This window comes from Amycolatopsis sp. NPDC050768 (assembly GCF_040654155.1).
Lineage (GTDB): Bacteria > Actinomycetota > Actinomycetes > Mycobacteriales > Pseudonocardiaceae > Amycolatopsis.
In genome coordinates this window covers 67,607-82,452 of the sequence record NZ_JBFAHL010000029.1, presented here as the reverse complement: position 1 = coordinate 82,452, position 14,846 = coordinate 67,607, and the positions used below count along the sequence as shown (strand labels likewise).

Below are 14,846 nucleotides of genomic sequence, written 5' to 3'. Positions count from 1 at the left end.
GCTGTGGTCATGACGGCCCGGTCCCTCCGGTGAGGGTCAGGTCGTGGGCGCGGGTGTAGCCGCCGGGTCCGCCGTCGAGCACGGTGAGGTCGGTGCGGCCGGCGCGCTCGAGGAGGCTGGCGGCGGTCATGGCGCGTTCGCCGTGCCCGCAGGCCACGATGGCACCGGTGGGGACGTCGGCGGCGTGTGCGGTCAGGTCGCCGAGTTCGAGGTGGATCGCGCCCGGAACGTGGCCGGCGCGGTACTCCGGCGCCTGGCGGACGTCCACATAGGACCCTGCTGGGGCGCGGGTGGCGGTGGTGAAGGCAGTGCTGCGTACCTGGCCGCCCTCCCCGGTCCAGGCGGCGATGCCGCCCGCCAGGTGACCGGCCAGCCGTTCGTACCCGATTTTCGCGGACTGCCAGGCGATGTCGGCGGGGTCTTGGTCGGAGTTGAGAACGAACACCAGCGGGGTGGTGTCGGGTAGCAGCCAGCCCAGCCACGTCGCGAACTGCTCGCGCAACGGGATCGACACCGCGCGGGGGATGTGCGCGGCGGCGAAGTCGGCGGCCGGGCGGACATCGACGAGGGTGGCCCCGTCCGCGAGCAGCGCCCGCACTGTGGCAGGGCTGAGCGCGGGGATCGGTGGGGCGCCGGCCAGGATCGCCGGGCCGCGACGGTTGACTTCCGAGAGGCGGGTGAAGTACGCCGGGTACGTTCCGAGGCCGGCGAGCAGATCGTGGACGAACGCGTCCTCGTCCGGTGCCGTCAGCAGCGGATTGGCGCGCTTCTGGTCGCCGATGGTCGATGTGCGTTCGCTGCCCGGAGGGGCGGAGCAGAACGATCCCGCGCCGTGGGTGGGCCACACAGAAACGGTGTCGGGCAGAGTGATCAGCCGCTGCAGCGAGCGGTACTGGGCGCTGGCCAGCTCCTCGGTCCGCGCCGGGCCGAGGAGGTCCGTGCGGGCCGCTGAATTGACGATGAGAGAGCCGCCCGTGAACACGCCGAGCTCGCGTTTGCCGTCGAGCAGCAGGAACGACAGGTGCTCGTCGGTGTGGCCGGGGGTCGCCAGGGCCCGCAGTGTCAGGCCGCCGAGATCGACCTCGTCCCCATCAGCCAGTGGGGTGTGGTCGAAGAGGCGGCCTCCTGATGTGGAGGCGAGCACCGTGGCTCCGGTGTCGTGACCGAGCTGCACGGCACCGGAGAGGAAATCGGCGTGCAGGTGGGTGTCTGCGGCGAAGCCGACCCGCAGGCCACGCCGCCGGGCGGCGGTGTTCAGGGTCCGCAGATCCCGGGAGGCGTCGACGGCCAACGCGCGGCCGTCTCCCAGGTCCACCAGGTAGGCGCTGTTTCCGAGTCCTTCGTCGACCAGCGGGAGCAGGTGATCGTCGGTGAAGCTCACAACGTTCTCCAACCTTGCCGGAGCGGCGCTCGGCCGTTCCTGTGCGTGCCGCGTGGTGTGTCCGTCGCCTGATATACATTAATCCATAGATTTATGGAGGATGGGAAGATGGTGGAGGGCACCACAGCCGATCCGGTCGGCGGTTCGGTGAAGGCGGCGGCCAAGGCGCGGTTGTATGAGGCGTTCGCGGTCAGCGGGAAGGCGCTCGCCAACGGCAAGCGTCTGGAACTGCTCGACCTGCTGGCACAGGGCGAGCGCACCGTGGACGCGCTGGCCACCGCGTCGGGGCTGAACCTGACGACCGCGTCCGCGCATCTGCAGACCCTCAAACAGGCGGGCTTCGTCGCGACCCGCCGCGACGGGGTCCGAGTGCACTATCGCCTTGCCGGCGACGACGTCGCGCAGCTGTTCGCGTTGCTGCGCACCGCTGCCCAGGCCCACCAACCGGCCGTGTCACCGGCGCGTGAGGCCTACCTCGGAGCCGCGCCCGGAGCGGAGATCACCCGCGAGCAGTTGCAGGTGCGCGCGGCAGCGGGGGAAGTGGTGCTGCTGGACGTCCGGCCGGTGCACGAGTACCGGGCGGGTCACATCCCGGGCGCGCTGAGCGTCCCGGTGGAGGAGTTGGCGGACCGGATCAACGAACTTCCCGAGGGTGTGGACATCGTCGTGTACTGCCGGGGCGAGTACTGCGTACTGGCCTACGACGCGGTGCGGCTGTTGACCGACCGCGGGCGCCGCGCGGTCCGGCTGGACGACGGCATGCTGGAGTGGCGGCTGGCCGAGATGCCGGTCGACACCGGGGACCTCGCATGACCGTCCGGCACCACCCGCCCCCACCTCGGCAAGCTGATCACCTCCGCAGCGCGGTCACATCCCTGGTTCTCCTGCACTGACGCCCTCCCCCGACTACGTCGTCGCGGAAGGTCTACCGGCCGAGATCAATCGAGGGAGACCTTCAATGCGGCGTGTTGCGCCTTAGTCCGGTCAACAGAGAACGTGACCCGCCGGCCGTGCAGGTGTGGGAGCAGGGCCGGGGCGATGGTTGAGTAGTAGCGCACGAAACCGCACTATGACATTCACTCGAAGATCCAGTACGCGCGAGTGAGGAAGCACGAGCAGCCGCGCGGGCTTGACCGGTCTGGCCTCGGTAGCTGCATGTTGCACTCCGACTGGACTCCGGGGCGGTGCGGCACCGCACGGGGGAGGGAACGTGCGGCGCCGCACCGCAGTCGCCGACCACTGAGTCCAACGCGCCAGGCATGTCGCCGCGGAGGGCGGCGGGCCGCGTTCGAGCTTGTTTGGCTCGCGCGGTATTGGCACTGGTGCCGAGTCGATGCTGAGATTTCCTCGACGAGGATGCTATTTCGCGTCGCCGTCGAACCGCGGGCGGGTGGGGTGCGGTTCGATCCAGTCCTGCGCTCGACGCCACCACACGTCGGCGGATGGTTCGAGTCCCGTCCGGTCATCGAGGGTTCCCGCCTTGACTATCATGATGTCGGGAAGCTCGTGAAGGATGGTGAAGATCGGAGTGCCGCAGTCGCCGCAGAACAGTCGGTCCCTCAGCTCACCGTTTTCCGAGCCAGTGGTTTGGTGTGACCTGGGCGTTCCCTCGATCTTCACTGCGTCTCGCGCTACAAGAACGTTTACCGAGAACGCTGCGCCGCTGTGTCGCTGACAATCATCGCAGTGGCAAAGGACGACAGTCTCGGGTTGCGCCTCGAAACGATAGCTAATCGAGCCGCACAGGCAGTGCCCGGATCGTGCGCCATGGACGGCTGCTGTGTCCGTACTATTCACTTCGGAATCTCCTTCTTTGGCCTGTTCGGCCGTGTTTACCTCGGTCGGCATGTCGATCCCAGCTGACGAAGAGCTTCTCAGGCTGGGTCGGAGACCCGCACCAGCTTGCGGTTAAGGAATTCACCGATTCCCAGCTCCGACAGTTCGCGACCGAATCCAGAATTCTTGACGCCACCAAAAGGAAGTCGCGGTGAGTCGGCGAAGCACGAATTGATGTACACCATGCCGGACTCGATTCGGGCTGCGATCTGCTTGGCGTGCTCGATATCTGCGTCGAACACGTAGCCGCCCAGGCCGTACCGTGTGGCATTCGCCAGATCGATTGCCTCATCTTCGTTGTCCACGACGTAGAAGGACAGCACGGGCCCGAATGCCTCTTGCTGGTAGAGTGGATTGTCCTCGGCGATGTCTGTGATGATCGTCGGTTCGAGGTAGAATCCGGGGCGGTCAACACGTCCGCCGCCATGGACGATTCGCGCACCCGCCGCCTTGGCGTCTTCGATCTGCTTGAGCAGGCCGTCCAGACCCCGTTCGCTGGCCAGGGGGCCGAGTAGGGTGGTTTCATCCGTGGGATCGCCCACGTTGATCGCCGCGAACCGCTCTGTCAGTGCGGCCAGCAACCTCTCGCCCCGTTCCCGGCCCACCACGATAACGCGCTTGATGTTGACGCAACCCTGTCCTGAGTTGAAGGTGCGACCCATCACGATTTGATCGGCGGCGTGCTCCAGGGGGGCGCCTTCGAGAATGAGCGCGGGATCGCTGCCGCCCAACTCGAGGACGACCTTCTTGAGATTGTGGCCTGCCCGCGCGCCGACGGACGTCCCGGCGCGTTCACTTCCGGTCAGCGTGACGGCGCGCACTCGGAAGTCGTCGATCAGGCTCGCGATTTGCTCGATGCTGCAAAAGAGATTGGTGTAGACGCCTTCAGGGGTGCCCGCTTCCTCGAACAGTCGGGCGAAGGCGAGCGCGCACTGTGGCGTACTCTCGGCGTGCTTCAGCATGACCACGTTGCCCGCGACAAGCTGGGGTGCGACGACGCGGGCAAGCTGATAGTAGGGAAAATTCCAGGGCTCGATCGCCAGGATGACGCCGATGGGCTCGGTGACCACTGTCGCGCCGGGCTCGTCCGGCAACGATTGCGGCGCGAGGAACTGTTCGCCGTTTTCGGCGTAGTAATCCAAGATGTCCGCGACGAGGTCGACTTCTACGTAGGCGAATCGGGTGACCTTACCCATTTCCAGAGTAAGATACTTCGCATACTCATCTCGTTTCTCGCGCAGAATCTGGGCTGCGCGACCGACGATCCGAGCCCGCTCCGCGACCGGTTGGAACTTCCAATCTTCGCGGTAACGCTTGTCTGCGGTTTCCAGTGCGGAAAAGACTTGCTCATCTGATTGCAAGGGGAATTCTTTGACGAATTCTCCGGTAGCCGGATTGATCGTGGTAAAACTCATTGTCGCTCCTTGGTGATGGTCTTTCGGAACTTCTCCGGAAATTATCGCGCCGAGGCCAGATTTCAACCTGTCCCTGTTGGTCGTAGGAATGCGAGGTTCGGCGAGGTACAGACTGGTTTGCCTGCGCACCGGCTAAGGGATTGCCTATCCGGTGCCGGCGAGAGGAGGACGTTCGGCGGAGTGCGCACCATTGACGCCCCCAGGGTCGGCGATTCTGCTCGGGGCTCTGCCGGCAATGTGAAACAACTTCGCGCTCGGTCGTTCGTCTTACGTGAGCACGCCTTCCGACCTCCGCATGCCGGTGATGGCCGCTCACCGGCGGAGGGCGGGCCCAAGTGGGCAGCTCAGTCCGGTGATGCGGCCGCTCGGGGCTGGGCGGCATCCGTGCCCCAGCTCGCGAGGAGGCGCAGGGCTTCCTCCGACGCCGAACCGGGCTCGGCGTGGTAGGTCTCGAGTGCCTGTTCCTGGTCGCCGGGGAGGGTGAAGGTTTCGTAGCGGACCGTGAGCTCCCCGACCAGTGGGTGCGTGATCCGCATGGTGTCGTGGGTTTTCCGTTTGACGTTGTGGGTGGCCCACATGCTGCGGAAGTCGTCGCTTTTGACAGAAAGCTCACCGACCAGTTCGGCAAGCAGTGGATCGTTCGAATACCGGCCGGCGTCAAGTCGCAGTTGTCCGACCACATCGGACGCTTTGGATTCCCAGTCGGCGAACAGGCGCTGGGCTTCGGGATCGAGGAAGACGATGCGGGCCCAGTTCCGGTCGCGCGGGGCGCGGGCGGCCCAGTCACCGAACAGCGCGGAGGCCGCGCCGTTCCAGGCCAGTACGTCGGTGCGGCGGCCCCACACGTATGCGGGCACGCCGTCGATCGCGGAAAGCAGCTCCTGCAGGGCGGGCCGCACTTGCTGGCGTTGTGGGGCCGGCCGCCGCTTGCGCGGTGCCGGCTTCGCGAGGTGCAGCAGGTGGGCGTGTTCGGCGTCGGAGAGCCTGAGCGCGGCGGAGATCGCGTCCAGTACCTCGGCCGAGACGTTGTGGCCGTTGCCCTGCTCGAGGCGCGTGTAGTACGCGACCGAGACTCCGGCGAGCTGGGCCAGCTCCTCCCGTCGTAGGCCCGGCACGCGTCGCCGCCGGCCGTAGTCGGGAATGCCGACGTCGGCAGGCTTCAGCCGGGCTCTGCGTGAGCGCAGGAACTCGCTCAGCTCCGTGCGCGGATCGAGCTGCCGCTCCCGGCCGGGTCCCGGCACTGCTTTCGGGTCGGTGTGGGGATCGGAGTGGATCGTCATGCTCCTCATTATCACGCCGGATGTCCCCGTTCGGGGCCGGCGAGCCTGTCCCTGCCAGTAGCAGTCACCCGGGACGTAGACAAATCGGGGATCTGGATAGGGCTGCCCCGCCGGCGCACGCTGAATTCGTCCCCGGAAACACTATCCGGGTCCACCCGACCGAGGTGCGAGAGCTCCTCGGGCCGTCCGTTATTCCCGCCGGGGTGAAGCACTCTCCACAAACAGCTCAGGGAACTGTGAGAATGACCGAAACAACCACTACTTCGTCACCCGCCGCGGTTCGGGGTCGGGATCGTCTTCCGGGCATGGCCTTGTTCGGCCTTTTCCTCAGCGGGTTCATCGGCATTCTCACCGAGTGCCTGCCTGCCGGCCTGCTCCCGGAAATCAGTCGCACGCTTGACCGGAGTGTTGCGCTCACGGGTCAGATCGTGACCATCTACGCCCTCGCCACCGCGCTGGCGGCGATCCCGCTGTCGCGGTTGACTTCACTGTCGCCACGAAAGAACGTGCTGCAACTCGCGCTCGGCACCGTCGCCCTCACGAACGCCCTCACCGCGTTGTGCGACGACTACACCCTGACCATGGTGATCCGGTTCGTCGCCGGCCTGGCGACCGGGTTGATCTGGCCCCTGCTCGCCGGGTACGCCGCTCGGCTCTCGCCCGGGGCCTGGCAGGGCCGCGCCATCGCGATCGCGCTTGCCGGCACACCTCTGGGACTGGCTCTCGGTATCCCGCTGGGGACGTGGCTCAGCAGCTTCGGCGGGTGGCAGCTCGCGTTCTGGGCCTCGGCTGCCTTGATCGTGCTGACCATGGCCTGGGTGCTGGTTACGCTGCCGAACCTGTCCGGTCAGCCGGTGGAGGAACGCTTCACGGTCAGGCAGGTCCTAGTGATTCCCGGGTTGCGCACCATCCTGTTCGCCCTCACTGCGTACATGGTCGCGCACAACATCCTCTACACCTACGTCACCGACTACCTGCGGTTCGCGCGCATGGAAAGTGAAGCCGGGTGGGTCCTGTTCGCGTTCGGAGTCACATCCGTCCTGAGTGTTGTCGTTGTCGGCGCGCACATCGATCGTCACCTGCGCAAGCTCGTCGTGGGCAGCACCGTGCTGTTCGCTGTCAGCGTGCTCGTGCTGGCCCTGTTCACCGGAGTGCCGGCGCTGGTCTTCATCGCTGCCGCGGCGTGGGGTTTCGCGTTCGGCAGTTCGCCCAGTCTGTTCATCGGCGGCGCCATCACCGCGACGGGGCCGGCCTCGGACGTCGCCCAGTCGATCACCATCACGTTCTTCTCTGCGTCCATCGCACTCGGCGGTCTCCTGGGTGGCCTGTTGGTGGAGGATCTGGGCACTGCGTCGCTCACATGGGCGTCGCTGGTGCTGTTGATCGCCGCGGCCGTCGCTGTCATCGGGGGGAACAAACACGCGTTCCCGAAGAGCGCCTGAAACAGAGAGAAGCAGAGGGGCGGCTGAGTTCACCCGCCGCCCCTCTGCGTACCGTTCCAAGCTCATCCGGGACTCGGGGCGCTCATCGGCCACCGCCGCCACACCGCGACGTGCAAGATCACCGCGGTGCTCAGCGCGTTGAGCACGACCTGGGTGGTCCAGCTCCATTCCCGAGCCGAAGGCACGCCGAGGGCGTGGGCGAGTTTCGGCAAACACCAGACCAGCAGCGCGGTGAGAAGCACCTCGGTGACCACGGCGAGTGTGCGCCCGGGCCCGGGCGCCGGGGCCACTCGGATCGCCGGCCACGCCTCGAACAACATGGTCACCAGCAGAATGCAGCCGACGGCGGTACCTGCGGTCGCCGTGATCCGGACTCCCGGCCAGCGGAGCCCGTCGTCGACGAGCAGATAGCCGCCCCACCCACAGGCGATCACGACGATGTTGCCGACCAGCAGCCGCAACCACGTCCGGTCGATCCGTGCGAACGGCCAGCCGCGCAACGCGACCCAGAAGAACATCTGCCACGCGCCGATCGAGGTGAACCAGGCGCCGTAGTTCTCCGAGTCGATCGCGTTCGAGCGCACCATCGCCAGCCAGGCGACCAAGCCGAGCGCCCAGCACAGCCCCACGGCGGCGAGGCCCGAGGGGATGCGGCCGAGGCGGCCCAGCGGCCGGCGTTCGCACACGAGCGTCAGCTGCAGGATGATCGTGAAGATGCTGCCGGCCAAGGAGTTCGACGCCGGATACAGGCCGGGGTGGTCGGAACTCGGCGCGAACACCCCGACCAGGTCTGGCCCGTTGACCACGAGCTGGCCGAGCACGGCGAGCAGTATGCCGCCGACGACGATGATCGCGGTGTCGTACAAACCGGACCAAGGGCGCGGGAGAAGCGTGCCCGGCCAGTCTTCCCACCAGAACGCGACCATGGCCATGATCGGCAACGCGAACGTGATGATCGGCCCGAGCAGGACCAGCGAGTTGTAGGCCCCGCCGGCGGATACGGACAGCAGCGCAGTGACAGGGACGACGAAGCCCAAACCTGCCAGGCCGCGAAGTGGCTGGTGCCGGCGGGCGTCGCCCAGCGCCGCGGGAGTGAGGGCATCCGGCCGGCTGAGCGAGGGTCGGGGACCGAATCTGTGGGCGAGTGGGGCGGCCGATGGAGCCGCCACCTGTTCAGAGGACATGTTCCAGCCGGATCGGCAGCTGGTGCACGCGTCGGCCGGTTGCGTGGTAGACGGCGTTGGCGACGGCGGCAGCCGAGCCGACCATGGCCACCTCACCCACGCCTTTCATACCGACCGGGTTGAACAGCAGGTCGGGTTCGTCGATGAAGTCCACCTCGATCTGCTGGATGTCCGCGTTGACCGGCACCGGGTACTCCTCCAGCGAAGTATTGAGGAACCCGCCGAACCGCTCGTCCACAGCGCTCTCTTCACGCAGCGCCTCTCCGATGCCCCACACCACCCCGCCGCGGACCTGGCTGGCCGCGGTGACGGGGCTGGCCACCCGGCCGCAGTCCGCGACTGTGACCACCCGCGGCACCCGAATGCGCCGCGTGGTCGGTTCGACCCGCACCTCGACGAAGTGCGCAACCCAGCTGAACGTGACGAAGTCCGGGTAGACCGGCCCGGCGAAAGCGAGCAGACCGCCGCCGAGCCGGTCGAGCGCCTGCCGGTTCTGGCCGGGCGCGACGACGGCGGACTCGGCAGTCACCACTGATTTGCCCCTGGCACGGAGCGCGGCCGGGAGGTCGACGTCGCCGGGTTCTGTGACGTCCAAGGCCTTGCGCAGTTCGTCGATGGCGGCCTGCACAGCCGACAGCGCGCTCGCCGTGCCCCAGGATCCGGCAGTGAGGTGTTGCGGCGCGACCCGGGTGTCGCCGACCTCCACGACCACCTTGTCCACCGACACGCCGAGGTCCCGTGCCACGAGCAGCGCGATGGCCGAGCGGATGCCCTGGCCCATTTCATGCCCGCCGGCGGCGACGGTGACAGTGCCGTCTTCCCTCGCCGACACGTGCGCGATGTTCGGCACCATGCCGCCCGGGTAACAGCCGGCGGCGACGCCCCAACCGATGAGCGAACCGTCCTCGGCGATCATCGATCCCGGCGCCGGAAGACGCTTCTCCCAGCCGAACCGGGCCGCGCCGCGGCGCAGACACTCGGCCAGGTGCCGGCCAGAGAACGGCAGGCCGGTGACCGGGTCGGCCACGGCGTCGTTGTCCAGCCGCAGCTGGACCGGGTCGCGGCCGGTCGCATACGCCAGCTCATCTATCGCGGACTCGAACGCGAACATGGCCGGGCTCTCGAACGGCGAGCGCATGAACCCTGGTGTCTGCACGTCGGTCCGGACCAGACGTTGGAGGCCGCGGAACGCCGGTGCCGAGTACAGCCGGGACGAGACATCGGTGGTCAGCGAAATGAACAGGTCGTGCCGCGAGGTCTGCTGGTCGACCTCGTGGATCGCGGCGAGCAATTTCCCGTTCTCGTCCGCGCCCAGGCGCACCCGGTGGACCGAGTTCGGCCGGAAGGAGCCGACGTGGAAGGTCTGCGGTCTCGGCAGCACCATCTTGACTGGCCTGCCGAGCCGGCGAGACGCGACCGCGATCGGCCCGAGGTGCCCGTACATGGAGTTCTTGTTGCCGAAGCCGCCGCCGAGGTAGGGCGAGGTGACTTCGACGTTCGCAGGGTTGAGGCCGAGCTGGGTCGCCAGGCCGAACCGCACCGCGTTCGCGTTCTGTGTGCTGTCGTGGACGAGCAGCTTGTCGCCCTCCCAGCGCACGACGCTCGCGAAGGGTTCCATCGGCACCGGGTGCTGTGGGGGGTGATTGTACGTCCCGGCGATCTGAACCGGGCTGGCCTCGAACGCCGCATCCGCATCACCGACCTTGATGTCGGCGAGCTCTGGTACGGGTATGGCCTGTTCCTGCAACACGGGGTCGGCGCCCTCGCCGTCGATCTTCACCGTGAACGGTTCGGTTTCATACTCGGCCGTGATCGCCTGCGAGGCTTCGGTCGCCGCGACGAGGCTGTCGGCGACGACCAGCGCGATCGGCTGTCCGCGGTAGGCGATGTGGTCATCACGCAATGGCTGCAGGCTCTGTACCGCGAACCCGTCGGCCATGACGAAACCGACGTCGTGCAGTTCGTCCGGTCCGAACTTCGTGATCACCAGCAGGATGCCGGGCACGGCTTCCGCGGCGGATGTGTCGATGCGTACGACACGTCCCTTGCCGATCCCTGCGGTGGCCCACGCGCCGTAGGCGACGCCTTCGGGCACGCGGTCGGCTGCGTAGCGGGCGCGGCCGGTGACCTTCTCCAGGGCATCGACGCGACGGGTGTCCAAGGGACGGTTTTCGGCGGAGGGTGCGTCTGTGACAGTCATTGGGCGGCTCGCTCTCCGGCGGTGCGCAGTGCGTCGCCAATGGTGCGGATGCCCAGCTCGACGCGGAATCCGTTGTAGGCACCGCGACGGGCTGATGCGAAGGCGACCTCCCCGGCGTGTCTGGCGGTCTGCGGGGTCAGGCGCTGGCCGAGCAGGGTCTGTTCGGCTTCGGTTGCCCGCCATGGCCGGGTGGCCACCCCACCGAGGCCGATCCGGCATTCGTCGATCAGGCCGTTCGCGTCGAAGGTGAGACCAGCGGCGACTGAGGCCAAGGCGAACGCGTAGGACTCGCGGTCTCGGATCTTGAGGTATGTCGATCCGCGCCCGGCCGGGGTCGCGGGCACGCGGATGCGGAGGATGAGTTCGTCCGGGTCGAGGACGTGTTCGCGGGTCGGGTCGTCACCTGGCTCGACGTGGAGTCCGGCGAGTGGCACGGTGCGTTCCCCTCTGGGCCCGGCGACATCCACCAAGGCGTCGAATGCGATCAGCGCGACGGCGAAGTCGCCGGCGTAGGTGGCGATGCACGAGTCGCTCCCACCGAATAGGGCGTGGCCGCGGTCGTGCCCGCCGATGGCGGCACAACCGCTGCCCGGTTCGCGCTTGTTACACGGGAATTCCGAACCGTTACGGAAGTAGGCGCAGCGGGTGCGCTGCAGTAGGTTCCCGCCGAGCGTCGCCATGTTGCGGAGCTGCTGTGTCGCGGCGCGCCACAGAGACTCGGACAGGCCCGGGTACTCGGTGCGGATCGCCGGGTGGTCGGCCACGTCCGCCATGCGCGCACCGGAGCCGAACACGAGTTCGCGCTCGCCGATTTCAATGGTGCTCAGCTCGGCGATCCGGTGCACGTCGATGACCGCGGGCGGGTTCTCGATGTCCAGCTTCATCAGGTCGTAGAGAGTGGTGCCACCGGCCAGAATCTTGGTGCCGGGCTGCGCGGTGCGCAACGCGTCCACGGTGGCGTCCACGGTGTCCGGCGCGAGGTAGGTGAAGGCACGCATCGCGTCACGCTCCGTTCGAGGTCTGCCGCACCGCGGCCACGATGCCCACGTAGGCGCCGCAGCGGCAGATGTTGCCGCTCAGGTATTCGCGAATCTCGTCGTCGGTGCCGGTGTGGCCCTCGGCGATGCAGGCGAGACCGGACATGATCTGCCCGGGCGTGCAGTAGCCGCACTGCAACGCGTCGTTGTCGATGAACGCCTGCTGCAGCGGGTGCAGACTGTCGTCCTCGCCTGAGACGCCCTCGATGGTGGTCACGTCCTGGCCGATGACCTGGACTGCGGGCGTGAGGCAGGACACCACTCGCCGACCGTCCACATGCACCGTGCACGCACCACAGTGACCCTGGTCGCATCCCTTTTTCGTGCCGGTCAGCTCAAGCCGCTCGCGCAGCACGTCCAGGAGGGATTCCCGGGGATCCAGCTCGAGCCGGACGGCCCGGCCGTTGACCGCGCAGGCCAACTCCACTGTCACGTCGTTTGTGGACATGCCGGCGACGTTAGGAGGCTGGGTCCGTCAGCGCTTTCGTCTGCTTGCGGTTCCTCGCGCGATTTATTGCGGTCCGCCCGGTAGGCGCTGGGGGACAGGCCTGTTTCCCGCCGGAATGACGTGGCCAGCTGAGCGGGGGAAGCGAAGCCGCACAGCTGAGCGACCTCGGTGACGGAGATATCGCCGCGTTCCAGGTAGCGGCGCGCCCGGTTCACCCGGACGGTGGTCAGGAAGCGGTGTGGGGTCTGGCCGGTCGCCCGTTTGAACACGCGGAGGAAGTGGAACGGGCTCAGGCTGGCCGCCGCCGCGATGTCCGTGAGGGCGAGCGGCAAGTGGTGGTTCTCGTTGATGAACGAGACGGCCCTGCGCACCCGAATGTCCTCGCCGCTGGCCGGGCGCGGAGCGGGCAGCCGGCCGTGCCGGGTCAACAAGTGCGCGGCCAGGTAGGCGGCGGCCGTCTCCGCGTACAGCGGGTCGGCGCCGGCCAGAGCCGCATCACCGAGGCCGCCGGACACCGCCGCCAGGACCGGGTCGTCGATCGTGAGTATGTCCGGCCAGCTCATCCGCGCCGCGGCCGGTCTGCGCAGATCGACCGCGGCGCGTTCGAGCAGGCTGGGGGAGAGGAACACGTTTGTGGTGAGGTACCCGTCGTCACCTCGCCAGCGCAGCCGGACCGGCCGGCCGGGCGCGGTCACCCGGATCCGGCCCGGCTGGCACTCGACTCGGCGCCAGTGGCCGCCATGCCACGACTCCATGGTTGTCCTGCCTTGCGTGACCAGCACCAGAGCGATGTCGCTGGTGGCCGGCAGGTCGAACTGCTCGGTGGCCGGGGCGTTGTCCACGAGCTGGACGAGCGGCGTCAGCCAGCCGTTGTCTCGCCGGCTGCACAGGCGCAGCCGCGCGACGGCACTCTGCTCGTCGGTCAGCGCGTCGAACAAGACACCCGCCCATCACGTCGGTATCGGGCACTCAGGCTGCTCCGGTCTTCCGGCTGTTATCCAGATCCCTGCCTTGCCTACGTCCCGGGTGACTACCACCGATGGGGACAGGCTCACGGAGCCGTCACGGCGAGATGCCGAGCACCGCGGTCGCGTGGGCCGCGAGGGTGAGGCCCATGCCGTGGACCAGGGACACCGCCGCGCCGGGTTTCTGGCGCACACCGGCTTCACCACGCAACTGGCGGACGGCTTCGGTGATCAGGAACATGCCGAGCATGCCCGGATGCGTGTAGGAGAGACCGCCGCCGTTGGTGTTGAGCGCGAGTGAACCGCCCGGGGCGATGTTGCCGTCCGCTACGAACGCACCGCCCTCGCCTTTCGGGCAGAAACCGAGATCCTCGAGGAGGATCAGGAGGCTGATGGTGAACGCGTCGTACACGTGCGCCGTATCGATGTCCGCGTGGGTCACCCCGGCCATCTGCATGGCTCGTTCCGCGCTGTGGGTGGCTTCGGTCGCGGTGAGGTCGGGCATCTGCGAGACGTTGCGGTGGTTCGAGGCCTCGCCGGTCCCGAGCAGGTAGACGGGTGGCTTGGCCAGGTCCTGCGCTCGCGCGGCTGACGTGAGCACTGCCGCCGCGCCGCCGTCGGTGACCAGGCAGCAGTCGAGTTTGTGCAGCGGGCTGGCAATCGGTGTGGACTCGAGTACGTCGTCGACGGTCAGCGGTTTCGGGTACGGCGCGGCGGGGTTCAAGAGGGCCCATTCCCTGGCGGCGACGGCGACCTGGGCGAGCTGTTCGCTGGTCGTTCCGAACTGGGCCATGTGCCGGTTTGCGATGAGACCGAAGCTCCCCACCGGGTGCAGCAGGCCGTACGGTTGCTCGTAGGCGAGCCATTCGGCGTTGCTAACGAGCTTGCCGCGGTCGCTGCGCTGGGTGCTGCCGTAACAGACGAGCGCGACGTCGCAGAGTCCCGCTTCGATCGCGGCGGCCGCGTGCCCGAGGTGGGCGATGAAGGAGCAGCCGCCGAGCGCGGTCGAGTCGGTGTACCTCGGCTTGATGCCGAGGTACTCGCTCATGGTGAGCGTGGGCATCGAGTAGTACGACGACGTGGTGAACAGACCGTCTACATCGGACAGCTCGAGCCCGGCGTCGGCGAGGGCGCGTTTCGAAGCGGCCGCCGCGAGGCCGGCCGGGGAGCGTCCCCGGGTCTCGAACGTGTCGACCTCGGCGATCCCGACGATGGCGGTCTTGCCGCGGATGGTCACTTCGGTTCCTCCTCACGGCCACGGGGCCGGAAGTGCGGCAGGGTGACGTCCTCGTCCAGTTCGCGGAACACGACTTCCACGGGCATCCCCACCTCCACGTCGTCGGCTCCCGTGAGGTCGGCCAGCAGCCGGAAGCCTTCTTCAAGGTCCACGAGGGCGAGCGTCATCGGTGTGCGGTCGGCGAAATACGGGTGGCTCGCCCGATTCTGCACCGTGTAGCTGTAGACCTTCCCGACTCCGGCGGAGTCGCGCAGCCGCAGGCTCTCACCGCCGCAATGAGGGCACACGTCACGGAGGTAGAACACGGTCGACCCGCAGGTGTCGCAGGTCTGGTATGTAAGCCGATTCTCCGCTGCGGCGTCGAAGTAGACGCGCTCTTCGCCGCGGGGAGTCGGTTTCGGGGGCAGTGGCGTGGTCATGG

General features: G+C 67.7%; 13 protein-coding genes. 2 read left to right on the top strand and 11 right to left on the bottom strand.

What is annotated here, in order from left to right; all coding sequences use genetic code 11:
* Window positions 1–7: 7 nt before the first annotated feature.
* Entirely contained in the window at window positions 8–1,381 is a 1,374-nt protein-coding gene (locus AB0H62_RS47845) for an MBL fold metallo-hydrolase (RefSeq protein ID WP_220241490.1), read from the bottom strand.
* Between the two features lie 108 nt (window positions 1,382–1,489).
* Between AB0H62_RS47845 and AB0H62_RS47840 the strand changes: the two genes are divergently transcribed.
* Window positions 1,490–2,194 (top strand): metalloregulator ArsR/SmtB family transcription factor, encoded by a 705-nt coding sequence (locus AB0H62_RS47840; RefSeq protein ID WP_220241489.1) that lies wholly within the window; start codon window positions 1,490–1,492, stop codon window positions 2,192–2,194.
* Between the two features lie 546 nt (window positions 2,195–2,740).
* Here the strand turns inward: AB0H62_RS47840 and AB0H62_RS47835 are convergent.
* From AB0H62_RS47835 to AB0H62_RS47825, 3 genes are all read right to left on the bottom strand, one after another.
* Complete coding sequence (locus AB0H62_RS47835) at window positions 2,741–3,229, bottom strand: GFA family protein (RefSeq protein WP_220241488.1); 489 nt, start codon at window positions 3,227–3,229, stop codon at window positions 2,741–2,743.
* A 26-nt stretch (window positions 3,230–3,255) separates the two neighbouring features.
* On the bottom strand, window positions 3,256–4,632 hold the full coding sequence (locus AB0H62_RS47830) for an NAD-dependent succinate-semialdehyde dehydrogenase (protein WP_220241487.1): 1,377 nt from the start codon (window positions 4,630–4,632) through the stop codon (window positions 3,256–3,258).
* A gap of 344 nt (window positions 4,633–4,976) precedes the next feature.
* Complete coding sequence (locus AB0H62_RS47825; RefSeq protein WP_220241486.1) at window positions 4,977–5,912, bottom strand: helix-turn-helix transcriptional regulator; 936 nt, start codon at window positions 5,910–5,912, stop codon at window positions 4,977–4,979.
* A 164-nt stretch (window positions 5,913–6,076) separates the two neighbouring features.
* Here AB0H62_RS47825 and AB0H62_RS47820 point away from each other — a divergent pair, with 164 nt between their 5' ends.
* Window positions 6,077–7,354, top strand: a complete 1,278-nt coding sequence (locus AB0H62_RS47820; protein ID WP_220241485.1) for an MFS transporter — start codon at window positions 6,077–6,079, stop codon at window positions 7,352–7,354.
* A 62-nt stretch (window positions 7,355–7,416) separates the two neighbouring features.
* Here the strand turns inward: AB0H62_RS47820 and AB0H62_RS47815 are convergent, their stop codons facing one another.
* The 7 genes from AB0H62_RS47815 to AB0H62_RS47785 form a co-directional block, all read right to left on the bottom strand.
* A complete protein-coding gene (locus AB0H62_RS47815; protein ID WP_255638099.1) occupies window positions 7,417–8,391 on the bottom strand; it encodes a hypothetical protein in 975 nt (324 codons plus the stop codon).
* 136 nt (window positions 8,392–8,527) lie between these two features.
* On the bottom strand, window positions 8,528–10,699 hold the full coding sequence (locus AB0H62_RS47810; RefSeq protein ID WP_255638098.1) for a xanthine dehydrogenase family protein molybdopterin-binding subunit: 2,172 nt from the start codon (window positions 10,697–10,699) through the stop codon (window positions 8,528–8,530).
* 35 nt (window positions 10,700–10,734) lie between these two features.
* On the bottom strand, window positions 10,735–11,736 hold the full coding sequence (locus AB0H62_RS47805) for a xanthine dehydrogenase family protein subunit M (protein ID WP_220241482.1): 1,002 nt from the start codon (window positions 11,734–11,736) through the stop codon (window positions 10,735–10,737).
* A 4-nt stretch (window positions 11,737–11,740) separates the two neighbouring features.
* Window positions 11,741–12,223 (bottom strand): (2Fe-2S)-binding protein, encoded by a 483-nt coding sequence (locus AB0H62_RS47800; RefSeq protein WP_220241481.1) that lies wholly within the window; start codon window positions 12,221–12,223, stop codon window positions 11,741–11,743.
* Complete coding sequence (locus tag AB0H62_RS47795; RefSeq protein ID WP_220241480.1) at window positions 12,205–13,161, bottom strand: AraC family transcriptional regulator; 957 nt, start codon at window positions 13,159–13,161, stop codon at window positions 12,205–12,207. The genes AB0H62_RS47800 and AB0H62_RS47795 overlap by 19 nt, the downstream gene beginning before the upstream one ends.
* A gap of 124 nt (window positions 13,162–13,285) precedes the next feature.
* The gene (locus AB0H62_RS47790; RefSeq protein ID WP_255638097.1) at window positions 13,286–14,425 is read right to left on the bottom strand and encodes an acetyl-CoA acetyltransferase; all 1,140 of its coding nucleotides are present in this window, start codon (window positions 14,423–14,425) and stop codon (window positions 13,286–13,288) included.
* Window positions 14,422–14,844, bottom strand: a complete 423-nt coding sequence (locus tag AB0H62_RS47785; RefSeq protein WP_220241479.1) for a Zn-ribbon domain-containing OB-fold protein — start codon at window positions 14,842–14,844, stop codon at window positions 14,422–14,424. Before AB0H62_RS47785 ends, AB0H62_RS47790 begins: the two co-directional genes overlap by 4 nt.
* Window positions 14,845–14,846: the final 2 nt, after the last annotated feature.